Source organism: Halorutilus salinus, from assembly GCF_026242195.1.
GTDB classification, from domain to species: Archaea; Halobacteriota; Halobacteria; order Halobacteriales; family Halorutilaceae; genus Halorutilus; species Halorutilus salinus.
Genome location: NZ_RKLV01000005.1, coordinates 51,690 through 73,190, shown reverse-complemented (window position 1 = coordinate 73,190; position 21,501 = coordinate 51,690). Strand labels below are relative to the sequence as shown.

The following is a 21,501-nucleotide window of genomic DNA, read 5'->3' as shown; positions in this document are numbered from 1 at the left end:
ATCTCAAAACTCCATGGTCATGTGGAAGACGTAAATCTCACCTTCGTGTTCAATGTACGCCCCCGTTGGGTACTCGTCGTCATCCGACCTGTAGCTAGGAAACTTTTCGATTATACGGTCAAACTCGGCGTACCGTCTTCCCGAAACGCCGCCGCGGAAGAAGTCAACTTCGCCGTCCTCGGTCACGCATGCCTCCTTCTCATCGGGGTTGTCGTCGCAGTACCTGTACGACTCAACGAATGAATCGACGGTGTCATACTCAGACAGCTCCTCGGAGGAGACGAGTTCGACATCGTCGGGTTTCTCCGTGACGTGATAGATGGCTATGTTCGCATGTCTGGGTGCCGTGCATCCGTCCACATCGTCGACATCAATAGCGATGATGGTAAATCCGGGTCCCGTCTTACATTCGAGTTCTTGTACCTCGCCGTTCCTCTCTACTTCGGCTACTAACCCTCCTGTTTTGCCGATAAGCTCCGGATACCTGTACCCTCCTGTAGAGGGTTCTTGAACAAGGGTTGCGGAGTATATGACGTCTTCTCCCTCCAGTAGCCTGACCGTCGCCGTCACCTCCTCTTCTGCCGTGCTAATAATTCGAACTGCCTCTGGGGGGTAGTCATTTCCGTAAGGAGTGTCGACGTTTATTTCCTCATTAAGAACACGTGTTCCTTCCGCTACCTCGCCACCGTACTCCGACTTGTTGAGAGGGGTGTCGGTTCGGTTTCCTGTATCGGTTTGGTTGATGTCGGTTTCGTCGTCACCGGGCGTGGTGTTGCTTCCGTTACTAACACATCCTGACATAACCACCGCAACCGTAGCAACAAAACCTCGGCGGTTCATGATAAATTCACACCTCTGTTTCGACTGTGAAGACGTAAACATTCCCACGGTATTCGACGTATACCCCTGACCCATCTTCGCTCGTATACTCCTCAGAGGCACGTGTCGCAACCACCCAGTCCTCACCGGCTACCGTACGGACGGTTTCGCACCCATCGTCCGAGTCACCCGTCTCACAACCGTGGTGCTGTTCGATAGCCTCGTAGACGGCTCCGTACTCCGAGATATCCTCTGCGGGAACCGGATCACCTTTGGGAACCGTGTCGGGCGTCCGTACCTCTACGGTTCCCCGCCTCTTCACCTGCGAAACCCTCGGCTCGTCCGGCTCTACCACGAACCCCGTATATCCATCCCCTACATGCCATCTACCGTCAACCGTGCCGCCCTCAGTTTCTACACGGACATCGTATACCCCTTCACGCGCTATCCTCAGACCGTCTGTGTAGGTACCGTAAGGTCCCAGTTCGATACGGAGAGTGTAGACCGGTTCGCCGTCCTCCAATACCTCAACCGTGCAACGTACCGTTTCGTCGCCGTCGTTCACGATACTGATGGGGTCAGGGGAGCCTTGTCCGTGGGGCGAACTAACGTGGAACTCCTCGTTTATGACGTTTACCTCGCCCCGTGAAACTGTGGTTTCCGTAGCGTTAACCTCCGAATACAGTTCAATACGATAGATGTCACCGTCGTAGCCAAAGTATAGACTGTCGTCGTTCGACGAGAAGTACGGGTACCTGTCTTCACGGCGTACCTCGTCGAGAACGCGGCGTTCTTGAGAAACCAAGCTACCTTCAGCTATCAGTTCATGCGTTTCTTCCTGAACACCAAGGTAGTAGACAGCGTTACGGACGACACCAAACTGGAAGACCTGCTCGCGTATCAGTTCCGGTGTGTCGTTGGGTGCTTCACGGCGTACGTCTTCACCGGTAGAGATGGAAACACGACCCGTGTCATCTTCCGACCCGCGGTTAGTCTGCATCCTGAGACGTAGTATGCCGTCCTCGTTACTCGTCTCTTCGACGGAGACGGGGGTGTGATCCGGCGCGTCACCCACGAACCTGAGTTCAGTCGTCTTCATTTCATCGATTACCTCATCGGGTTCGTAAACACCCTCGGTGACACTAAACAGGTATTTTCCCGGTCCCGCTCCCGGAAGATACGGTTCCATGGTCTCCGACTCATTACCAACGGTGAGGTTGAATGACTCCGTGCCGTTCGGTCCGAGGCGGACACCGAGATGAGGAAACAGGTGTGCCGGTCTTATGGGCTGTAAATAGAAGTATTCGCCGTCAATCACCTTCCAAGCTGTCGGGAAGCCAAGCGAGATTTCGTTGTCCGTCCGGTTTGATATCCGTAGCTCAAACTCCGCCTGTGGAAGGGTTAGACTGTCGACGGACGAACTCACTCTGATTTCTCCATCAGTACCTGTTTGGTTAAAACCCTCTCCGTCATTGTGCTCGCCTGTATTTTCGAGACATCCGGTTAAGCCTAAAAGAACCAGTGCCGAAAACTTCCGTCTGTTACACCTTTCTACCATGAGGCACCGACTGCTATACCAAAGTTATTTTCAACCCGCTTAAATATACTGCCGAAAGTGTCAGCCGGAGAGTATCTATTACTACCGGAGTGTATACCTACGGCAAGTACTTCGTTGTTGCCAAGCTCATCTGGTTCCAGTTCAAAGTACGGTCCTCCAGAGTCCCCACCCTCCGTATCTACATCAGATAGTTGTATTTGATAATCGTTATTGTCAAGGCCGTAAATGGAGCCGGTCTGTCTACCGGTTGTAATTCCTTGTACCGTTATATCAAGAGAACTCATCTTATCTTTGAGACGATCCACAGATGAAGTACCTTTTAATTCCCATCCCATGTAATCCTGTCCGGTAGAGTCACTCGCCATATCAAATTCCGCATCATTTCCCATGATATTTCTTAGTACTGCCACGTCTCCCCATTTATCTGGCCCGTGGTTTGTTGCAAACCACCATAGATCATCCTCTTGAGCACCTCCAATAATGCCACTGTTAGATTCATCTGGTTGATATACATCATCACCATAAAATTGCTCGTCTTTACAGGTTGTATACTCTGGCATATCAACGGAGACGTTATGAGCGGCAGTAACCCAGACTGGCTGGTTATAACCTTGTTCCGCGGGGAACCCGATGGTGGCATCACAGTAACTGCTTTCCATCTTAGAACCTATCATTTTGCAACCGCCGGGAACAGGTCTGTATTTATTCGTATAATAGTTCTGCAACTCAGCAGTAACTTCCTTCACCACTACAGGTATGTCCTCTACTACTCGTTCATAATTCCCTTTCCCGTGTGTACCTGAGACGCTCGCCGGTATTTTATCGGTCAGGCTATCATAGCTAACCCCAGGAGTTTGTATAACCCCCTCGCCGCAGTCACATGTGTAGGTTACATGTTTAACTTCCAGAATCCTCTCTTTGTTATGCCCGTTCGTCCTCATTGTCACACCAACTTCGGGAGATGGTTCGCTGATTGACGAAAGTCTGTTATTCAATTTACGAGCGGCGTTATGTATAGCTTCTATTTTCATCCATCTGTCGCGGGGAACGGCTTCATATACAGGTATTCTACCAGCGAAATCCTCAATGCCCTTGTTTTTCCTTCGTTCTTCCTCATTATCCGGTTTCTTCATAAACTGTAGGACTGGCACCACGTCCTCCGGTTTGTCAGTTACTTCTGCAAGTGCCTCTTTTGAAAGATATCTCAGCGAACCAGCCGAGACTCCGATTCCAGCAAGGGTCTTCAAGAAGTTTCTACGCCCCATCTTACGCAGGTCGCGCGTCTTGTCTCGTGCCATATCAGCTACTACAACACTCTGCCAACTTATATTACACGGCGCAAAATTTGCATGAAACATGGAATTTGTACGGACTGTGAAATTTATACGAACCGTAGAAATTACACGAACCGTGAAAGTTACACGGAGCATGTAACGTCAGGTCAGCCGTCCGGTACCCGGCAAAAAGGACTTAAGATACGGAACGGTATACGCGCGTATGTCCCACGGTACCGCCGAACTGCACGATGTCCTGTCCAAACGCGCCGACGTTCTCAAACGTATACACGAGCGAGAATACGACGCGTCCGACCTGCGGCGTGAGACCGAGATGGCTGACTCGACGGTGTACAAGTCACTACGTGAACTGGAGGACGTGGGTCTGATAACTAACGGGGGCGGAGGCTACGACCTGACGGCGTACGGAAAGGAAGTGTATCAAAAGCACGAGGAGATGTCACGTGTGTGCAAGGCGCGTCCGGTTCTCGAAGGACTCGGTGACGACTTCGACCTCGACATGGTTTCGGACGCCGATACCGTCCTACCCGAACCGCACGCACCCCAGAAGCCCGTGTCGCGTATGGAGGATATGGTTAACGCGTCGGAAACGGTTCGGGGACTCGCGCCCGTCGTCACCGAGAGGTACGTCCGTTTCGCTCGGCGGAAGGCTGTCGAAGGTATGGATGCGGAGTTCGTCTTGGAGAAGGATGTCTTTGAGCACGTTCGGAGACGGTACCCTAAGATGCTTGAGGATCAGTTGGAGAACGGCGTTTCCGTCTACGTCACCGAACGTACGGTGCCGTACGGTCTTCTCGTCTCCGACACGGGTGTCTGTGTGATATCCTACGATGGCGAAGGAGGGGTACTGGGCGGTGTCGTATCCGACCGCGTTCCGGTACGTGATAAGGGAGACGAGGTCTTCAGTAAGTACCGCCGGGGCGCAACGAAGGTTCGGCGCAAGGCTGTGTGAACTACACCGACCTACCCGTTCGCGCCCTCTCCTGCGTTCGTCAGACCTGTCCGACGAGCCGATCACCTCTCCGTATCCACTGTTTCGAGATCGAGATCGATAGCGTACCAGTCGAGTAGGAGCAAAGCGACCGCACCGACGACGGCGGCGGAGGCGAAGGCGAGCGCCACGTCGGTCGTGAACCCCACCTCCGTACCGACGCGTTCGACGGGTGCGCGTAGAGCGCCGACGACGAGTGCGACGAGGAACGCCATCGTGGCGCGGCGGTTACGGTCGAGGGCGTAACGGACGACGCGCGAGACGGTAAAAAGACCGACGAGACCGCCGACGACGAACGTTCCAACGACAGCGGCGTGTTGGGTGAGACGGTCGGCGGTTCCCCCCGTGACAACACCTGCGAGGGCGTCGACGAAACGCGTTAGGGTCGTGGACATCCGTGTATACTGACCGAGTACGACGAGAAGAAGTGAGCCTGAGACGCCGGGGAGTATCATAGCGCTGACAGCGATAGCGCCGGAGGCGAAGACGACGAGGAGACCGCCCGCGGAGAGGAACGTTGAGGAGCCGGACAGGAGGAAGGCGACGGCGAACCCCGTGACAGCCATCGACGCCTGAAACGCCGTGGCTACGGTGAGTTCACGCACGAGTATGACCGCGGAGGCGGCTATGAGACCGAAGAAGAAGCCGAACAGGAGCGTCGGGCTGTTCCGGCTTGCGACGTGGACAACACGTGTAACGACCACGACGGCGGTCACGACGCCGGTTGCGAGGGCGAGACCGAACCAGCCGTCGAGTTCGTCCCAGACTCCGACGGCGTCCTGTACAGAGACGCGTCCGTTGTACGGTACGAGAGCGCCGAGTAGACCCAAGAGGCGTCCGGGCGTAATAGCCGTGACCATACGTATGAGGCGTCCGTAGATTCCGGCGATTAGTGCTATGGTACCGCCCGAAACGCCCGGCACTGCGTCGGCGCTCCCCATGCAGATACCGATGACGAAGGTACGGAGGAAGTCGCGGATTCCGGGGAAGGAGCCGCGTGTAGAGGTGTCGTCGGTCATGGGTAGGGTATACGCGTCAGCCCCGGCAAAGTAGGTGACGGATTCGGTTTCGGGTAGACGCAGGGAACGGCGCGCGATGACGGTCGGCGGTCTTCTGTTGGCGGCGCGCTGTCGTTCGAGCACGCCGAAACGAAGAAGAGAGGTGAGCGCCAAGAACGTATATCCACGACAGTCCCGACGGGTCTGAGACGGACGGCGGCGAGCCACGTATAACGAAAGTTACGGTTAACGTCGGTAGTGTCATTACCGCGAACATGGACGAGTTCAAGAGGTCAAGGAATGAAGACAGCGATACTGAGTACGAGGACGTGCACTCATACACCCACCTCGAAACCCGTAGCAAGATGAAGCTCGACAGGGGCGACAGACACGACCTCCAGCGTATAATCGACGGTTTCCCGACCGACGAACCTCTCGTTGAACAGTCCGCGCTGTGGATGCATGCGATAGTCGGCGTACATTTCTTCCCGGACGTGAATCACCGAACCGGCATGAAGACGCTGAGGGCTATGATGGACGATAACAGGATTGAACCGTTCGAACCGTTCGGAGAGGTTCAGGACATAACCATGGACGGTTTGAGGAGATCGAAAGAAGAACCGAGAAACGTCAGCGTAGACATGGGAAACTACTACGAGAAAGACAGCCTGTACGCAGTCTGGCGAGACTAGTTCAAACTCGTTCTGTAACTACTTTCCGAGATCGTAGTCCGGGACATCTTCCATGTCTCCCGGCTCCGTAGCGAGCGCCCGATACAGCTCGGCGTTCTCCTCACGATCCCTCCGCATCTTTTCGACGAAGGTTTCGTCTTGCTCTTTTTTTTCTGGTGCTCATCTTATCAAAGGTACGCGATGATAGTGTATAAGCCCTGCGGGTGTGCTTGATTTCGGAGAAGAGACGGTCGAACCGTCACCCGCGACGCCGAAAGTAGGTTAATCCGTGTCAAGCCACTCGACACGGTAGCTTTCACCTTCGTACCTGAAGACGACGGGTTCTTCGTCCTCGGTCTCGTACGAGCGCTCGGACGCGTACCGTTGCAGGTAGGCGTATACCGTCGCCGCGTCGTCGGTGTAGACGACCGCCTCGCCGTTGGCGTGTAGCACGGCGTCGCGGACGGCACCAAGCTGGTTTAGCTGTTCCTCTACGAGGTTCACGCCGTCGGCGTCTGTTCGCGTAACGCGGATCGACGGTTCCGGATCGCGTAGCTCCTCCTCGGCGTAGATTACGGTTTGGGCGTCCTCGTTCCTGATGCCGTACGAGACGGTGGTATCTGAGAAATCAGGCGGTTCGCCCTCGACATCGAACTCGGCGTACATCCCGTTGGCGGGTTCGACGGCGTAACGTCCGGGGTTGAGTCCCCAGAACGTCCAGCCGCCTTCTTCGTTCTGTCCGCGGGCTTCGTGGTCGGTGTTGTCGACCGTGAACGTCCGTGTCTCCTCAGAACCGGCGGATAGGAAGGGTGCTCTGAGGGTTCGTTTGACGGGTGCTACAAAACGCCACCCGTCGCCGATACGTCTGTAGATACTCCAGTAGGGGTTGTAGCCGCCGTAACCGTCGCCTTCGTTCGTCAGAGTGACCTCAACGGTGTCACGCGGGGGTTCGACCGTGTTCTTGGAGGTGGTTACGGCGAAGTCGGCTTCGCCTTCGTCGTCGCTCTCGTTCGTCTCGTTGTCGCCGTCGTCGCCGAGACAGCCCGTGAGAACACCAGCGGAGCCGGCGAGAAACGAACGGCGCGTCGGCATGTCGGCGATAACGAAGCACGCGACAAATGCTTTCTGCCCGGCGAACCCCACGCTTTTCCGCGCTCATCCCGGAGACGGAACGTGGAAGACGAACACGAACCGACCGACGCCGAGCGCACACACGACGAGGAGCTTGCGGGTGAGATAGACGAGGACGAGACGGTTGAACGTGAGCGCGCCGTCGACGACGCCGAGCTAAGGGAGTTCGAGGAGCGTATCAAGGACTCGGATGCGTACGACGTTGAGGCGGAAGTCTTCGACGAACCGACGTTACGCGCCCTGTACAAGCTCGTTAGCGACGGTCACGTACGCGCCGTCGGCGGTGTCGTCTCGTCGGGTAAGGAGGCGAACGTCGTTGAGGCGGACGGTGCGGACGGTGAGGTGGCTTTAAAGATCTACCGCGTCGCGGCGTCGTCGTTCGACGATATGCGTAAGTATCTCGAAGGCGACCCGCGTTTCGAGGGGGCGCGGAGCAAGAAGGAACTCGTCGTCGAATGGGTCCGGCGCGAGTACTCCAACCTACACCGCGCGTCCGAGGCGGGTGTGAACGTACCCGAACCCGTCGCACACGAGCGCAACATCCTCGTCTCGGAGTTCGTCGGCGAAGACGGCGTCCGCGCGCCACAGATACGTGAGGTCGAAATCGAGAACCCCGAAACGTGCTACGAGGTCGTCGTCGGGTACGCCTCGCGCCTCCACGACGCGGGGATTGTGCACGGCGACCTGAGCGAGTACAACCTTCTGGTACACGACGGCGAGGTGGTCGTCATCGACATGGGACAGTCGGTCGATGTCAAACATCCGCGCGCCGACGACCTTCTGGAGAACGACTGCAAAAACGTGGCGCGTTTCTTCTCGTCGCTCGGCGTCGGTACGTCGCGCGATGAGGTTCTGAAACGCGTCACGGGTTAGCCGCGGTAGACGCGAGCACCTCCTCCATCTCCTCCTCGAAGGCGTCTGCGAGCGCGTCGGGTTCGGGGACGACGTTCTCATTGACGGCGACGCCTATACGTACACGCCCGCCGTAGCTGAATATGCTCAGACCTATACCGATATCCTCCGTCGTCGGTGCCCAGAAGATTATGTCGTCCACCTCCGTACCGGCGATTTCAAGAGGTTCGAGAGGTCCCGGAACGTTGGTGATGGCGGCGGTTACGCGCCCCCTAAACGCCGTCGACGCAACGTCCTGTACGGAATCAGGCATCGCGCCGACGGCGTCGAGGGCGGAGTAGGTCATACGCGCTTCGGTTCCCTGCTTGAGAACCCCCGTCCGATCCTGTACCGCACGGACGCGTCGCCGTATGTCGCGGACGCCGACGGGAAGGTCGATGAAGCCGAGACCGAAGTAGTTACCAAGCTGTTCGTCGCGGTCTGCGAGAGGCTTGAGGTTGACGGGCATCGCCGTCGTGAGTTCGAGGTCTTGGGGTACCTCGGTGTCCCGTTCCTCCGTATACCTCCGGAAGGCACCCGCCGTCACAGCCATAAGGAGGTCGTTGAGTGTGCCGTCGTGTGAGTGCGCCGCTGACTTTACGTCGTCAAGACCGAAGGTTCGTGTCCACGAGACGCGTTTGGAGGCGGTGAGGCGTCCGCGCAACGGTGTTTCGGGTTCGCGCGAGAGAGGGAAGGAGGAGAGAACCGAACCCGCGGCTTTGGCTCCGCGGGACAGTCTTTCGAGCGGAGAGGAGGCATCGGGTAGACGGCTGTCGGTGTCGTCGGTTCCGTTGGCTCCCTCCTCTCCGGGAAGCGGAGGTAGCTCACCGATGGGTAGCTCTATCTCGTCGGGGTTGTCGGCGAGACCGAACAGGACGTATAGGAGTGCGAAGCCGTCGGCGAGCGCGTGGTGGATACGGACGACGAGCGCGTTACCGTCGCCGTCGCCAGCGCCCTCGACGAGCCACGTCTGCCAGAGCGGTCTACCGTGGTCAAGATCGTCGTCCATAACGTCGCCGACGAACCCCTGAAACTCCTCGTCCCCCTGAGGTTCGGGGAGCGCGACGTGCGTGACATGGTTCTCGACCTCGAAGAGCGGATCCTCCTCCCACCGTGGGCGCATCCCGTGCCAAGGCTCTACGAGACGCTGTCTGAACCTGTCGAACCTCGTGAGCCTGTCGTCGAAACGGTCGACGAGGTCGTCGTACGGAACCCGGTCGTCGAAGATTAGGACGCCCGTGACGATCATCCTGTTTGTACGGTCGTCCATACGTAGCCATGCGTTGTCGTTCGACGGGAGGTAGCCGTCGCCGTCGAAGGGGTCTATCATCATAGAACCGCCTCCGTCGTTCTCCGCGGTAGTTCTCGTGACATAGACCGTGTTTTGTCCGGACGGAGATATATCCACCGGCGATCGGGGTCAGAGTTCGACACCGTCGACGACGACGCCCTCGCCTTCCTCAACACGTCCGATTACACGTCCGTCGACCGTCTCGGCGACGTCCTCCGCCTCGTCATCGGGGACTACGAGGACGAACCCCGTGCCCATGTTGAAGGTTCTGTACATCTCGTCCTCGTCTACGTCGCCGCGTTCGGCGATCAGGTCGAACACGGGCTGTGCGGGCAGGGGGTCGTCGACGACGAAACGCGCGTCTGCGAGACGTTCGAGGTTGGTGAAGCCGCCGCCCGTGATATGCGCCATACCGCGTACGTCGTGTTCGCGCGCCGCTTCGAGCGGCGATGTGTAGATACGCGTCGGTTCGAGGAGTTCGTCGCCCACCGTCGCGTCGGCGTACGGGACGGTTTCTGCGTACGCATCCTTGTCGCCGCCCGTGAGCGCCTTACGTGCGAGCGTCAGACCGTTCGAGTGGACGCCGTTCGACGGTATACCGACGACTGCGTCGCCCGGTTCGGTGCGTGAGCCGTCGGTTATACCGTCGTCCGCCGCGCCGACACACGAACCCGCGAGGTCGACGCCGTCGACGACCTCAGGCATGACGGCTGTCTCACCACCGACGACCGAAACGCCCGCGCGCTCTGCGCCCTCGGCGAGTCCCTCGCCTATCTCGGCGGAGATATCGTCGTCAGGTTCCTCAACGACGAGGTAGTCGACGAAGGCGAGAGGTTCGATGTTCATAGCCACGAGGTCGTTCGTGTTCATCGCCACACAGTCGATGCCTACCGTCGAGTAGTCACCGACCGCCTCTGCGACGAGTATCTTGGTGCCGACGCCGTCTGTCGTGAGCGCGAGCGTGTCGTCACCGTACTCGAACGTACCCGCGTACTCACCGCCTCCGCCTGCGATACTCGCGGCGAGCGCCGCGACGGCGTCGTCGCTCTCGTCTATATCGACGCCTGCGTCTGCGTAGTCCATGGTCGGGGTGTGGGTGCGAGAGACAAGTCGGTTGCGGTCGGCGGTTCAGAGAGAGAGGAACGAGTACGCCGCGACGGCGACGGCGACGACGAGAACGACGGCGTAGACACGGCGGTTCCACGCGAGAACCTTACGTCCGTCAAGGGGTCCGTACGGGGCGAGGTTGAACGCGGCGAGGAGCGCGTTTACGAAAACGCCGAGCGACGCCGCGTAGCCGATGAAGCCGTCGCCCGCGACGAGGGAGACGGGTACGAAGAGCGCGAAGAGCGCGAGGTTGGTCGCGGGTCCAGCGAGAGCCACGACGCCGTTGGTGCGGTCGTCGACACGCCCGCGGACGTGTACCGCACCCGGCGCGGCGAACAGGAAGCCGAGAGCGCCCGACGCGATCGTGACGGCGAGCATCTCATAGTCGGCGCGGAACTCAGCGGGGTAGCCGTACCTCTGAGCGACGAGCTTGTGGGCGAGTTCGTGGAGAAGAAAACCCGCGCCCGCGGTACCGAAAGCCGCGACGAATGTACCGACGAAGGCGTCGGCGTTGAAGCCGCGCGCGATGCTACCGAGGTCGGTAAGAAGGAGCGTAAAACCGAGCGTGAGTGCGAGCCAAGCGAGTCCGAGGTCACGCGTCTCGGTACGGCTCGTCGACAGGCGCATACGGACGCGAGGCGACGGCAGGTAAAGGGGTTTGTCATACAGGTCAGAGGGCGTCAGCAACGAGCGCGCGCTCTTCGTCGCGGGTGATGTCGCTCGGTGAACCGTAGCACACCAGACCGTTTCTCTCGCACTCGTCAAAGATGTTCGACAGACGGTCGCGGTACATGTCCTTGAGACCGTCGGGTATCTCCGAAGATTCGGTACAGATACCGGGGAAGTCATCGCCCGTCATACCCACGCCTGCCCTGACATCGTACGTTCCTTCCTTTGTCTCTGCTTCCTCTATGTTGGAGAAGACTACCGACTTCAGCAAGCCGTCTTTGATGTCTCCGAGACTCGGCATTGTCCTCCGCGTGTGCTTCTTCTCGATGAGCACGACGGTGTCGTCTACTACCATCGCCTCGTCCGCGGTGAAGTGGTAGAGACCACCGAGGAAGTTCTCGACGGTAACGCGCCCCTTGTCGTATACCGCCTTCTCCTTAGGCTGGTCGGTCAGGAACTCACGCCGCTGTGCCTCCTTCGACTGCTGTTTCGACGTGCGTTTGAACTCCTCTACACCCTCGGTCATCTCCTTCATTTTCTTTTTGAAGTAGCTCCTGCTGTGCATACTGACACCGGTTTCGGCGGATATCTCCTCATAATACTTCTTCTCACATACCTCAGCGAGTTCGTCAAGACGCTCCATCTCCTTCATGTTCCAGTGGAGCGCATCGCTCTGGTATCCGAGGAGTTCGTCTATCTTGTTAACGACGTATTCGTAGTCGAACTCCTGACCGGTTATCTTGTTCTCGTACTCCGGATTCTTGACCGCGGTCGCGTAGTAAGCGGGTATGACGTAGACACCGAGGAGGCTCATCAGCGAGACGCTCGACCATTTGAGGTAGTCACGGTCGCCGTCCGCACCCTCGTCCTTGACTATCGGGATTACGGTGACCTTCTTGGGCGTATCCATCGTGTCGTAGACGCGTGTGTACGGGTAGCTACGCGTCCGTTTCGGCGTAACCCACCAGCTGACGCCGAGGTCGCCGCCATCGGTGCGGAGACGAAAGGCTCCGTCGTTGAAAGCACTGCCCGAAAGGAGATCTTCCATACCGTACTCGTTGAGCTCCTTACAGAGTAGCGGCGTGTACTCGACGTTCTCGATACGCGCGGAGATATCAAGCGGCATTATATGTCACCCAGCGTCTTTTGCGAGTTCTCGTTCTGTATACGCTCAACGGCGTAATCGACGTACTCCTTCTGTGTCTCGAAGCCGACGAACTCGCGGTCGAGTTCCTGCGCCGCGAGAAGCGTCTGTCCGCTACCCGCGAATACGTCCATGACAGTATCGCCCTTGTATGAGTAGAACTCGGTTATGCGCTCCGCGAGTTCGCGCGGGAAAGGCGCTGGGTGTTCGTTTTCACCCGGCGCAACCTGACGTATCTTCCAGACGTTCTTCGACTTCTCCCCCTGATAGTCGTCGAGGTTGATGCGGTTTTCCTCCTTCTCCTCTTCGCTCCTGTCCCAGTAGATACTGTTCTTCTCCTCGTCGTCGGCTTCATTCTGGAACACGAAGATGTACTCGGAGACTACCGACGGGTAGTAGTATCCCGGATACGGGTTCTGGAGGAGCACCCCGGAGCGCCTGTCCTTCGCAACGGGTTTCTCCCAGACTATGTCCTCCTTGAACTTCCAGCCTGCTTCCTCCATCCAGCCGACAAAATGGAACGGTAGAGGGATACGTTCGCCTTCCCAGTGGACAGGGGAGATGTTCACGACCGTATAGCCTCCCGGACGGGTTACGCGCAGAACTTCCTCGAAACGTTCGACGAGAAAGTCGCGGTAGTCGTCGTACGACATCTCCTCGCGTTCCCAGCGATCCTTGTCGCCCTGAAGCTTCTCGACGTGTTCCTCGTAGTTGACCGCGTTGAAGTACGGCGGCGAGGTGAAGCCGAGTGTCACCGAACCGTCTTCGAGTTTCCGCATACCTTCGAGACAGTCGCCGTGGTAGACAACGCCGTTGGTCAGGTCGTACTCTTCCATCTGATTACGGCGAAAAAGAACGGACGGACATATAACTACTCCGCCGTAGTTCAGCAGTTGACGTAATCCACCTCGCCGGAGTCGTCAACAGTCCTATCGAGAACGTACTCGTAGGTCAGATCTGCCCCGCACACCGAACAGACGGCTTGGGCTGTACCACGTATGTATCCGTCGACCAGTTCGAAACCGCTCTCGTCAACTGTGGCGTGTTCGAAGCATCGGTGAGGCATACCAAACGCACGTCACGATGGGGTAAAAGCCTACCCCGTAAGCCCGTATCCACACCTGAACAGCACGATATCGACCGCGACATCCCAATATGTTGGCTTTCTAAGGTACTGAGGGATATACTTATTTCCGAGCAAGATGTACTCAGTATAACACCGCATGAAATCACATAGAGTTGGAGGTACTCAGAAGAAAGCTAAGGCAGTCTCCCCTGTAATAGGGGTTATTCTCATGGTAGCTATCACGGTAATACTAGCCGCGGTTATCGGTACGACAGTGGTAGAACTTTCTGATCAGAACGAGCCTGCGGAGCGAGCTGTCGTGGATGTTGTAGACGTTAGGGACAAGTCACCTAATGAAGTACAGGTTAATGTGATTACCGCTGGTAATGTTAGGAACGACGAACTGTTCCTCGCATTCAAAGGTACCCGGATCCAACACGAAGACGGCTCTCCGGGTCCAGCCGACCGTCTTTCTTGGAGGGAGCTGAATAACTACGGAACTCCACCCCCAAGTCAACGCCTCAGTGCGGGTGATACCGCATGGTTTGAACCCCCGAACAGCAATCCGAGCGTCGAAGGAAGAGAGGTCGTGGTAATTTACGATAACGGGGATACCGAATCCGTTGTGTACGAGTTTGGATCGCTCTCCGAACCGTGAGTCAGTAGAACACGGAGGTTGGGTTCGGTACTACTCATTACCGGACAAGGTCGGGATCCTCCTCGGAGACAGTACATCGCTGTGTTAAACCAGGGGGTACGTCATGTCGTCTTCCGGAAAGATCCTACTCCGTAAGCCCGTACCCGCGGCGGAACAGCACGATATCGAGGGCTACGACGGCAACCGCCGCGGTCGTCAGAACCACGAGCGCGGCGTTGGGTCCCACGTCGACGGCGTCCGCGCCGAGGAAGCCGTAACGGACGCCGTTTACCATGTAGACCATCGGGTTGAGGAGCGAGACGTAGAACCAGAGCGTCGGCAGGACTTCGAGCGAGTAGAAGATACCGCCGAAGAAGACGAGAGGGCGGAGGAGGAACTGGTTCATTACCGTCAGGTAGTCAAAGTCGCGCGCCCATAGACCGCCGACGACGCCGAGGGCGGAGAACAGAACTGTGATGACGAGTATGAAGGCGACGAGGTAGAACGGGTTCCGTACGGTCACAGAGGTAAAGATAGCGCCGACGCCCGTTATGAGGATACCGATGAGGACGCCGCGTAGGGCGCTCGAAAGGACGTACGCGAGAACCATATGCGTGTACGAAAGCGGCGAGGTCGTCGTCGCCTGTATATACTCGTTCCAACGTCCGTGGAAGATGGAGAACGACGAGTTCTCGAACGAGTTGGAGATAGCGCCGAGTACGACGAGACCGGGTAGAAGGAAAAGTATGTAAGAGACGCCCTGTATCTCGCCGACGCGGTTTCCGAGTATGACGCCGAAGACGGAGAAGTAAAGTACGTTCGTTATGAGGGGCGGCATGAACGTGTTCCGCGGACGACGTATGTAACGCAGAACCTCGCGCCGCATCAGGGTCACAAAGCCCGTCGGAAGACCGTACGACCGCGTGCTCACGCGTCACCCTCCGGCGCGCGGGTTACGTCGCCGTGGTCACGTGTCACCTCGACGAAGATCTCTTCGAGAGAGGTGCGCGACATCTCTACGTCGACGACATCGTGCCCCGCGTCGTCGAGAGCGCGCATGACCTCTGCGAGCGTCGCGCCCGCGTTACGCGTCTCAACGACGAGTTCGCCGTCCTCAACGCGCGCCTCGTACCCATCGGCGTCCGCGCCTCCGTTCACCTTCCCGTTGAGCGCAGAGGGTACGGCGTCGATCTCGCCCGCGAGAGTCACGCGTACGGTGTCCGTGCCGCGCGACATGAGTTCGTCGGGCGACGAAACCTCGACGACCTCGCCCTCGTCGAGTATACCGACTCGGTCGCAGAGTCTCTCAGCCTCCTCTATGTAGTGGGTCGTCAGTAGAACCGTCGTCCCCTCCTCGTTCATACGCGTGATTATCTCCCAGAGGTCGTGGCGTAGCTGTACGTCGACGCCCGCTGTCGGTTCGTCGAGTATGAGAAGATCGGGGTCGGTGACCATGGCGCGAGCGAGCATGAAACGCCGTTTCATACCGCCGGAGAGCCAGTGGAAACGCGTGTCGCGTTTGTCGTAGATTCCGACCGTCCGGAGTGCTTCGTCGGCGCGCTCCTCCGCGACATCCTTTGGTACCCCGTGGTACCCCGCCTTGTGGACGAGAACCTCGCGTATAGGAAAGAAACGGTCGACGTTGAACTCTTGAGGCGCAAGACCGATGGCGTCGCGCGCCTCGCGGTAGTCGTCCTCTACGTCGTACCCGAAGACACGCGCCTCGCCACCGCTCTTCTTGACCAGACCGACGAGTATATTTATGAACGTCGTCTTCCCCGCGCCGTTGGGACCGAGAAGACCGAAGAACTCGCCTTCGTCGACTTCGAGCGACACGCCCTTGAGCGCCTGCAGGTCACCGTACCGTTTACGCAGGTCTTCCGTCTCTATGGCTGACACGTCGAAAAACGGACACGGACGACGTTAAGCATGTTGGAAACCGCGTCGGAGTCGTTGACTCCTTCCGTCAGGCTCCGTCATCTCCGCGTCTGAAGTTCTCCATCAAAACGTCAGCCGTCTCCGGTGTGTCGTAGGAAACGTCGCCGTCGTACTGGTCGGTGGTTATCTGCTCCGCCTCTTCGTCGTCTACCTGCTTCGTCTCTTCGCGTCTGTTCTGCTCGCTCTCGTCATATGCACCCATTCCCATGGTTTCCACCCGTATCCATATATGAACGCCCCCTCAAAAAACCAAGGGCTACGACGACCGTCGAACCCCGCTTCTCAGAGCATACCGCTCCCGTTCGAGCTATCGTCGCCGCGTGAGCCGATGTAGCTCCTGCCCGTGTCGCTCGCGCAGTAACGGCAGTAACGGTACTCGGCTTCGGTGGGCTGTGAGCATTCGGGGCAGACTACCATACCTTCGCCGTCGCCTGCCTCGGCGGGGTTGGGTTGGGGCGGATCCGACGAGGAACGTCTCCTGTAAATAAGGGCGATCTGGACGAGCAGAACCGAGACGAGAAGCAGAGAGCCGACCATCAGGAGCGAGTCGGTGTCGAACCCCTCAAACGGGAAGGCGAAGAGCTGTACCATATCCGTTGTTTCTAAAGCCATGCATTAAGTAGTTACGACGACTCTACAGGTCGCGCTCGACGAGTTCGATCTCGTGCCCGTCGGGATCCTTGACGAACGCGTACGAACCGCCGCACGAGTCGGGGTCGCGGTAGTCTTCGACGCCGCGTTCCATGAGTTCGTCGTACGTATCGTAGACATCGTCGACAGCGATGGCGAAATGACCCCATGCGTCGCCGAAGTCGTACGTCTGTTTCTCGCCCGTCTCGTCGTCGGGGTGGTTGTACGTGAGTTCTATGAGATGGTCGTCGTCGTCCGAATCCTCCGGACCTATGAAGATGAGGTCGAATGTTTCCATACTGACCTCGCGGTGGACGACCCAGTCGAGCTTCTCGCGGTACCAGTCGATCGACTCCTCTCGATCCTCAACACGTATCATCGTGTGGTCTATGTAGCTTCCGACCATGGTCGTCCTTCGTCAGCGTGCGACAAAAACGTCACGTCGGTTCGGTCACGAGAGCTTGTTACGTATCTTCTCGAAGAACGTGTCGCCCGTGTCGACGAACAGCGCGTCGTTCTCGGCGCGCCTAAAGCTAATCTCGTCGCCGCGTCCGACCTCGGCGTGTTCGTCGCCGTCGACGACCACAGTCGCAGACTTTTCGACGAGCGTGGGTACGAGCCTCGTCTCGGCGTCGGAGCCGAGTACCCAGGGCGCGACGCTCATACGGAAAGGTGCGAGGGGGACGACGAGACGTGACTCGACGTTCGGGTCTACGAGAGGTCCGCCCGCGCTCATAGAGTACGCCGTCGAACCCGTCGGCGTGGCGACGACCAGACCGTCGGCGCGTACGCTTTCGACGAGTTCGTCGTCGTGGTAGACGTCGAACCCCATTATCTTGGCGGGACGTGAGGTCACGACGACCGTCTCGTTTAACGCGGGCGGGAGGGGTTCGCCGTTGACCTCGACGGAGATACGCGCGCGGTGTTCGACGTCGTAGCCGTCGAGCACCTCGGCGACCTTGTCGAGGGCGTTCTGTGGCGTTGCACCTGCGAGAAAGCCGACACGACCCGTGTTTATGCACAGGACGGGAACGGGGTCATCCATATGCGTGAAGGTGCGCAGGACGGTTCCGTCGCCACCGACGGCGAGAACGACGTCCGCGGTGTCCTCCATCTCTGTGACAGGAACCCCGTCTACGCCGAGAACCTCCGCGGTTTCGAGGTTTACGACGACATCCACGCCACGGTCGTCGAGGAAGTCTATGAGACGTTCGACGACGGCGCGCGACTCGTCGAGGCGTCGCGCGTGTGCGTCGCTCTTAGGCTCGTATGCGGTACCCCGGACGTAGTAAGAGACGATACCGACCCTCAAGACGACACCCCCAGTACCTCAAGCGTGCTTTCGTGACCCTCAGGGCTGGCGGCGACGACGCTCGAACGCTGTTCGGGCGTTACGACCTGATGGAGTTTGTCGCCGTAGCCGTCGGTGACAACACCGCCCGCCTCCTCTATTACGAGCTTCGCGGCGGCGAAGTCGACGACACGTAGGTAGGCGCGCATGTCGACGAAGGCGTCGAGCCTCCCCGCGGCGACGTAACAGAGTTCGAGGCTCGAACAGCCGAGAAGACGGAGACGGTCGAACTCGGTCGGGTCGAAGCCTTCGATGTTGTAGACGCCGCCGACGGTCATCTTCGCGGGCGTCGACTCGCCCGATACCGAGAGGGGTTCACCCTCGAAGTAAGCGCCTTCGCCGCGCTCCGCCGTGTACGACCTGCCGGTGTTTAGCTCACGTACGTACGCGTACTGCATGTCGTCGACCGAGTCGCCGTCGGCTATACCCACGGAGACGGAGTGAAGAGGTATACCGTGTGTCGCGTTGTACGTACCGTCGACGGGGTCGAGAACGACCGTATGCGTCGGGTCGCCGTAGACGCGTTCGCCAGCCTCCTCGGTCACGACACGCAGGTCGTCGTACCCGTCCACGACCTCAAGCGCGCGCTCCTCCGCAACCTCGTCTATCCGTTTCGTGGGTGTTCCGTCCGCACCCATTCCGACGACTTCACCGCCGCCGGGGTCGCCGAGAGCGGGTTCGACTACCTCATGGACGGCGTCGGCTATCTCCTTACACAGGTTCAGCATCTAACCGACATGCGTGTGGGCGCGTCTTACGTTTTCCGGAGGAGAACGCGTTACAGACCGCCGCTCGCTTCCGTGTCCATACCTCTGCTACGTTCACACGAGGGACACGCGTGAACGTCGTCGTTGTTGTTTCCGAATACCTTTGCGTAGCTTTCACTTACGTACGAACCGCATCTCTGACACCTTGCCATCTCTGATGCACCTTTCTGTCGTTCCTCCAAAAACAGTTTGTGAGTATAAAGCTACTGACTTTCTTCCGTCAGGACGCCGCGGAACCCGTCGCGGAACTCACCGAGCGACCCGTCGTTCCGTATACGTACGTCGGCGTTCTCGATAGCCTCCCCCATGCCGTAGCCGAGTTCGCGCTCGTCGCGGTCGCGGAGTTCGTCGGCGGTCGCCATGTCGTCGTCCCTGTCGCGGTCGCGGACGCGTTCGAGACGTGTTTCGAACGGGGCTTCTACGGCGACGAGCGTGAAGCCCTCCCCGAACTCGTCGCGGAAGTAGTCGGCTTCTTCGTCGCTACGTAGACCGTCGACGAGGACGGTGGAACCGTCGTGCGCGCGTATCTCCTCGACGCACCGGCGCGCGACGGCGTCGTCGCCTTCCTCGTCGCGTAACGCCGTTGCGACCTTGCCCATGTTCTCGTCGGTCGGTTCGAGTCCTCGGCGCTCGACCTCGTCGCGGATTACGTCGCCCATGGTGACGACGGGTACGTCCTCGTCGCGCGCGAGACGCGCCGCCTCGCTCTTACCGCTTGCCGGCATACCTACGACGCCTACTACGTTCATAGACGGCTGAACGCGCGCGCCGGTGTAAGACGTTACGGTACGTCGGGGAAGACTACCTCAGCCATGGACGACGGCGTCGATTGCGTCGTCGTTACCCGCCACGAGCACCCTGTCGTCGTCACGGAAGACGAAGTCGGAGGATAGTTCGACAAGTACCTCGTCGTCGCGTTCGACGGCTACGACGGCGAACCCGTCGTCGGTAACGGGGGGTTCGTCGGTGCGTTTCCCGGAGAAGACGGAGCCTTCGATACGTACGACCTTTAGCTGACGGTCGTATGAAAGTATCTCCTCACGGAGTACCTCGGCGGCGAGTATTCTACCGCTTATCTCAGGTAACGAAAGAACGTAGTCGGCACCCGCCTGACGTATCTTGCTCTCGCTGTCGGAGTCGTTGACGCGTGCGACTATATCCGTGTCGGAGACGATTTCGCGCGCGACGAGTACCGTAAGTATAGACTCGTCGTCGTCCTGAATAGCCACGACGAAAGCCGTCGCGTCCTCGATACCCGCCTCACGTAGCACGTCCTCCTCGGTGGCGTCGCCGACGACATTGACATCGTCGTAGCCTTCTATATCCACGACAGTACACCGCGCGTCGCTGGCTTCGAGACGTTCGGTTACTGTCGAACCCACCTCACCGTACCCCGCTACAACCACATGGGTTTCGGAGCCGTTACCCGCGTGCATCCGTCTCTCGAACCCCGAGAGTTCGTCCTGTGGTCCCGCGACGAGAAGAACCGTGTCGTCGTCTATGACGGTATCAGGCGACGGTGAGGGGACGAAACCCCCCTCGTCCCAGACGCCCGCGACGGTAAGGCTACCTCCGCCGAACCCCTCGCACTCACCGAGGTGTTTACCGTGGAGAGGGCTTTGGGAGAAGACGTTGAGTTCGACGATAGCGAAGCCGTCTCCGAGACCGGTTACGTCGCTGTAAGCCAGACTCGCCTCGTTCCGTATCCTCTCGGCGATACGGCGTCCGACGAGATGGCGGGGGGTCAGGACGGTGTCGGCACCCGCGTACTCCAGATACTTTTCGAGCGACAGGTCACGGACAAGCACAATTACACGGACATCGGGATCGACCTCGGTGATAGACAGGACGATGCTCGCCGACTCGGAGTCGTCGGTGTCGACGACGACAGAGCCTGCTTCGTCGACGTTGACGCTCCGAAGGTCGTCGGAGGAAGAGGGGTCGCCGTATGCGACGTCTATACCCTCCTCCCTGAGTTCGACAGCCCTGTCCTCGTCGTCGAGAAGAACAACGTAGTCGACGTTCCTACGTTCGAACTCGGTGACGAGCTGTTCCGTTCTCGACGTGTAGTCACAGACGACGACGTGGTCTGTGTCGTCGACGGAGCGGCGAACGTCGGGCGAAAGCACCTCCTCAAGAACCGGGCTGAGGACGTAGGGCAGTACGATGAACAGGAGGAGAAAGGTCGACAGATCCATGACGGTGACGAGAAGGTTTGCGACGGGCGTATCCCACGGCGCGTCGGCTCCGTAACCCGTACCCGTGTACGTCTCGACGACGGCGCGTAACGAGTTGAAGTAGCTTGGGGAGCGCCCCTCGAAGACGATCATGGTGTAGTGGTAGACGAAGGAGGATATGAAGATGAGAACGACGATTGCGACGACGGTCGTGACGGCACGACGTTTCCACAGCTTCATACGGTTTCGGCGTGAGACGCGGATAAAACCCTTCCGCCGGCTTCGGAGGCGGTGTGCGCGGTTTTCGGTGGGTTTATTGTGCGTAGCCCACCCTGTAAACTGTGAGTATATTAATAAAGACATTTCTCGG

24 protein-coding genes and 1 pseudogene are annotated in these 21,501 nt (G+C 58.6%); 4 read left to right on the top strand and 21 right to left on the bottom strand.

The features are described from left to right. Positions 1-3: 3 nt before the first annotated feature. From EGH25_RS06150 to EGH25_RS06140, 3 genes are all read right to left on the bottom strand, one after another. Positions 4-801 carry a hypothetical protein gene (locus EGH25_RS06150; RefSeq protein ID WP_266086769.1) on the bottom strand — a complete coding sequence of 266 codons (798 nt, stop codon included), beginning with the start codon at positions 799-801 and terminating at the stop codon, positions 4-6. A gap of 46 nt (positions 802-847) precedes the next feature. Next, a complete protein-coding gene (locus EGH25_RS06145; RefSeq protein WP_266086768.1) occupies positions 848-2,245 on the bottom strand; it encodes a hypothetical protein in 1,398 nt (465 codons plus the stop codon). A 125-nt stretch (positions 2,246-2,370) separates the two neighbouring features. Beyond that, positions 2,371-3,642, bottom strand: coding sequence for a trypsin-like serine protease (locus tag EGH25_RS06140; RefSeq protein ID WP_266086767.1), 1,272 nt, complete (start codon positions 3,640-3,642; stop codon positions 2,371-2,373). A 232-nt stretch (positions 3,643-3,874) separates the two neighbouring features. On the opposite strand from EGH25_RS06140, the gene EGH25_RS06135 reads away from it, so the two are divergent. Further along, the gene (locus EGH25_RS06135; RefSeq protein ID WP_266086766.1) at positions 3,875-4,624 is read left to right on the top strand and encodes a helix-turn-helix transcriptional regulator; all 750 of its coding nucleotides are present in this window, start codon (positions 3,875-3,877) and stop codon (positions 4,622-4,624) included. A 62-nt stretch (positions 4,625-4,686) separates the two neighbouring features. Here the strand turns inward: EGH25_RS06135 and EGH25_RS06130 are convergent, their stop codons facing one another. Continuing rightward, on the bottom strand, positions 4,687-5,682 hold the full coding sequence (locus EGH25_RS06130) for a DUF368 domain-containing protein (protein WP_276591935.1): 996 nt from the start codon (positions 5,680-5,682) through the stop codon (positions 4,687-4,689). A 254-nt stretch (positions 5,683-5,936) separates the two neighbouring features. On the opposite strand from EGH25_RS06130, the gene EGH25_RS06125 reads away from it, so the two are divergent. Next, positions 5,937-6,353: a hypothetical protein gene (locus EGH25_RS06125; protein WP_266086764.1), complete on the top strand. Its 417-nt coding sequence runs from the start codon at positions 5,937-5,939 to the stop codon at positions 6,351-6,353. Positions 6,354-6,614: 261 nt separating this feature from the next. On the opposite strand, the gene EGH25_RS06120 is transcribed toward EGH25_RS06125, so the two are convergent. Continuing rightward, positions 6,615-7,424, bottom strand: coding sequence for a hypothetical protein (locus EGH25_RS06120; protein WP_266086763.1), 810 nt, complete (start codon positions 7,422-7,424; stop codon positions 6,615-6,617). Between the two features lie 81 nt (positions 7,425-7,505). Here EGH25_RS06120 and EGH25_RS06115 point away from each other — a divergent pair, with 81 nt between their 5' ends. Then, on the top strand, positions 7,506-8,336 hold the full coding sequence (locus tag EGH25_RS06115; RefSeq protein WP_266086762.1) for a serine protein kinase RIO: 831 nt from the start codon (positions 7,506-7,508) through the stop codon (positions 8,334-8,336). Here EGH25_RS06115 and EGH25_RS06110 read toward each other — a convergent pair. From EGH25_RS06110 to EGH25_RS06085, 6 genes are all read right to left on the bottom strand, one after another. Then, positions 8,326-9,687, bottom strand: coding sequence for a wax ester/triacylglycerol synthase family O-acyltransferase (locus tag EGH25_RS06110; protein ID WP_266086761.1), 1,362 nt, complete (start codon positions 9,685-9,687; stop codon positions 8,326-8,328). The genes EGH25_RS06115 and EGH25_RS06110 overlap by 11 nt on opposite strands. A gap of 87 nt (positions 9,688-9,774) precedes the next feature. After that, positions 9,775-10,728 (bottom strand): phosphoribosylformylglycinamidine cyclo-ligase, encoded by a 954-nt coding sequence (gene purM / locus EGH25_RS06105; protein ID WP_266086760.1) that lies wholly within the window; start codon positions 10,726-10,728, stop codon positions 9,775-9,777. A 45-nt stretch (positions 10,729-10,773) separates the two neighbouring features. Next, positions 10,774-11,379, bottom strand: coding sequence for a zinc metalloprotease (locus EGH25_RS06100; protein WP_266086759.1), 606 nt, complete (start codon positions 11,377-11,379; stop codon positions 10,774-10,776). A 43-nt stretch (positions 11,380-11,422) separates the two neighbouring features. Continuing rightward, positions 11,423-12,547, bottom strand: a complete 1,125-nt coding sequence (locus tag EGH25_RS06095) for a hypothetical protein (RefSeq protein ID WP_266086758.1) — start codon at positions 12,545-12,547, stop codon at positions 11,423-11,425. Continuing rightward, positions 12,547-13,401, bottom strand: coding sequence for a DNA-methyltransferase (locus EGH25_RS06090; RefSeq protein WP_266086757.1), 855 nt, complete (start codon positions 13,399-13,401; stop codon positions 12,547-12,549). The genes EGH25_RS06095 and EGH25_RS06090 overlap by 1 nt, the downstream gene beginning before the upstream one ends. Before the next feature lie 50 nt (positions 13,402-13,451). Then, positions 13,452-13,631 (bottom strand): hypothetical protein, encoded by a 180-nt coding sequence (locus tag EGH25_RS06085; protein ID WP_266086756.1) that lies wholly within the window; start codon positions 13,629-13,631, stop codon positions 13,452-13,454. Between the two features lie 157 nt (positions 13,632-13,788). Here EGH25_RS06085 and EGH25_RS06080 point away from each other — a divergent pair, with 157 nt between their 5' ends. Then, positions 13,789-14,289, top strand: coding sequence for a type IV pilin domain-containing protein (locus EGH25_RS06080; protein WP_266086755.1), 501 nt, complete (start codon positions 13,789-13,791; stop codon positions 14,287-14,289). Positions 14,290-14,413: 124 nt separating this feature from the next. Here the strand turns inward: EGH25_RS06080 and EGH25_RS06075 are convergent, their stop codons facing one another. From EGH25_RS06075 to EGH25_RS06035, 10 genes and pseudogenes are all read right to left on the bottom strand, one after another. Continuing rightward, on the bottom strand, positions 14,414-15,154 hold the full coding sequence (locus EGH25_RS06075; protein ID WP_266086981.1) for an ABC transporter permease: 741 nt from the start codon (positions 15,152-15,154) through the stop codon (positions 14,414-14,416). 41 nt (positions 15,155-15,195) lie between these two features. Next, positions 15,196-16,167 carry an ABC transporter ATP-binding protein gene (locus EGH25_RS06070; protein WP_266086754.1) on the bottom strand — a complete coding sequence of 324 codons (972 nt, stop codon included), beginning with the start codon at positions 16,165-16,167 and terminating at the stop codon, positions 15,196-15,198. Between the two features lie 67 nt (positions 16,168-16,234). Beyond that, on the bottom strand, positions 16,235-16,414 hold the full coding sequence (locus EGH25_RS06065) for a DUF5786 family protein (protein WP_266086979.1): 180 nt from the start codon (positions 16,412-16,414) through the stop codon (positions 16,235-16,237). Between the two features lie 74 nt (positions 16,415-16,488). Continuing rightward, positions 16,489-16,797 carry a hypothetical protein gene (locus tag EGH25_RS06060; protein WP_266086753.1) on the bottom strand — a complete coding sequence of 103 codons (309 nt, stop codon included), beginning with the start codon at positions 16,795-16,797 and terminating at the stop codon, positions 16,489-16,491. A 49-nt stretch (positions 16,798-16,846) separates the two neighbouring features. Beyond that, positions 16,847-17,242, bottom strand: a pseudogene (locus EGH25_RS06055) (VOC family protein); the annotation flags it as partial. Between the two features lie 45 nt (positions 17,243-17,287). Beyond that, positions 17,288-18,148 carry an NAD(+)/NADH kinase gene (locus EGH25_RS06050; protein WP_266086751.1) on the bottom strand — a complete coding sequence of 287 codons (861 nt, stop codon included), beginning with the start codon at positions 18,146-18,148 and terminating at the stop codon, positions 17,288-17,290. Further along, the gene (locus tag EGH25_RS06045; protein WP_266086750.1) at positions 18,145-18,915 is read right to left on the bottom strand and encodes an inositol monophosphatase family protein; all 771 of its coding nucleotides are present in this window, start codon (positions 18,913-18,915) and stop codon (positions 18,145-18,147) included. Before EGH25_RS06045 ends, EGH25_RS06050 begins: the two co-directional genes overlap by 4 nt. Positions 18,916-18,965: 50 nt before the next feature. Continuing rightward, positions 18,966-19,106, bottom strand: coding sequence for a DUF7563 family protein (locus tag EGH25_RS12300; protein WP_420841092.1), 141 nt, complete (start codon positions 19,104-19,106; stop codon positions 18,966-18,968). A gap of 51 nt (positions 19,107-19,157) precedes the next feature. Next, positions 19,158-19,703: an AAA family ATPase gene (locus EGH25_RS06040; RefSeq protein ID WP_266086749.1), complete on the bottom strand. Its 546-nt coding sequence runs from the start codon at positions 19,701-19,703 to the stop codon at positions 19,158-19,160. A 57-nt stretch (positions 19,704-19,760) separates the two neighbouring features. Beyond that, positions 19,761-21,371, bottom strand: coding sequence for a potassium channel family protein (locus tag EGH25_RS06035; RefSeq protein ID WP_266086748.1), 1,611 nt, complete (start codon positions 21,369-21,371; stop codon positions 19,761-19,763). Positions 21,372-21,501 lie beyond the last annotated feature (130 nt).

Coding starts and splice junctions, on each gene's coding strand:
- EGH25_RS12300 (WP_420841092.1), bottom strand. CDS start 19,106: ATGGCAAGGTGTCAGAGATGCGGTTCGTACGTAAGTGAAAGCTACGCA.
- EGH25_RS06040 (WP_266086749.1), bottom strand. CDS start 19,703: ATGAACGTAGTAGGCGTCGTAGGTATGCCGGCAAGCGGTAAGAGCGAG.
- EGH25_RS06090 (WP_266086757.1), bottom strand. CDS start 13,401: ATGGAAGAGTACGACCTGACCAACGGCGTTGTCTACCACGGCGACTGT.
- EGH25_RS06060 (WP_266086753.1), bottom strand. CDS start 16,797: ATGGTACAGCTCTTCGCCTTCCCGTTTGAGGGGTTCGACACCGACTCG.
- EGH25_RS06075 (WP_266086981.1), bottom strand. CDS start 15,154: ATGCGGCGCGAGGTTCTGCGTTACATACGTCGTCCGCGGAACACGTTC.
- EGH25_RS06065 (WP_266086979.1), bottom strand. CDS start 16,414: ATGGGAATGGGTGCATATGACGAGAGCGAGCAGAACAGACGCGAAGAG.
- EGH25_RS06100 (WP_266086759.1), bottom strand. CDS start 11,379: ATGCGCCTGTCGACGAGCCGTACCGAGACGCGTGACCTCGGACTCGCT.
- EGH25_RS06140 (WP_266086767.1), bottom strand. CDS start 3,642: ATGGGGCGTAGAAACTTCTTGAAGACCCTTGCTGGAATCGGAGTCTCG.
- EGH25_RS06150 (WP_266086769.1), bottom strand. CDS start 801: ATGTCAGGATGTGTTAGTAACGGAAGCAACACCACGCCCGGTGACGAC.
- EGH25_RS06125 (WP_266086764.1), top strand. CDS start 5,937: ATGGACGAGTTCAAGAGGTCAAGGAATGAAGACAGCGATACTGAGTAC.
- purM (WP_266086760.1), bottom strand. CDS start 10,728: ATGGACTACGCAGACGCAGGCGTCGATATAGACGAGAGCGACGACGCC.
- EGH25_RS06095 (WP_266086758.1), bottom strand. CDS start 12,547: ATGCCGCTTGATATCTCCGCGCGTATCGAGAACGTCGAGTACACGCCG.
- EGH25_RS06110 (WP_266086761.1), bottom strand. CDS start 9,687: ATGATGATAGACCCCTTCGACGGCGACGGCTACCTCCCGTCGAACGAC.
- EGH25_RS06120 (WP_266086763.1), bottom strand. CDS start 7,424: ATGCCGACGCGCCGTTCGTTTCTCGCCGGCTCCGCTGGTGTTCTCACG.
- EGH25_RS06035 (WP_266086748.1), bottom strand. CDS start 21,371: ATGAAGCTGTGGAAACGTCGTGCCGTCACGACCGTCGTCGCAATCGTC.
- EGH25_RS06045 (WP_266086750.1), bottom strand. CDS start 18,915: ATGCTGAACCTGTGTAAGGAGATAGCCGACGCCGTCCATGAGGTAGTC.
- EGH25_RS06085 (WP_266086756.1), bottom strand. CDS start 13,631: ATGCCTCACCGATGCTTCGAACACGCCACAGTTGACGAGAGCGGTTTC.
- EGH25_RS06080 (WP_266086755.1), top strand. CDS start 13,789: ATGAAATCACATAGAGTTGGAGGTACTCAGAAGAAAGCTAAGGCAGTC.
- EGH25_RS06135 (WP_266086766.1), top strand. CDS start 3,875: ATGTCCCACGGTACCGCCGAACTGCACGATGTCCTGTCCAAACGCGCC.
- EGH25_RS06130 (WP_276591935.1), bottom strand. CDS start 5,682: ATGACCGACGACACCTCTACACGCGGCTCCTTCCCCGGAATCCGCGAC.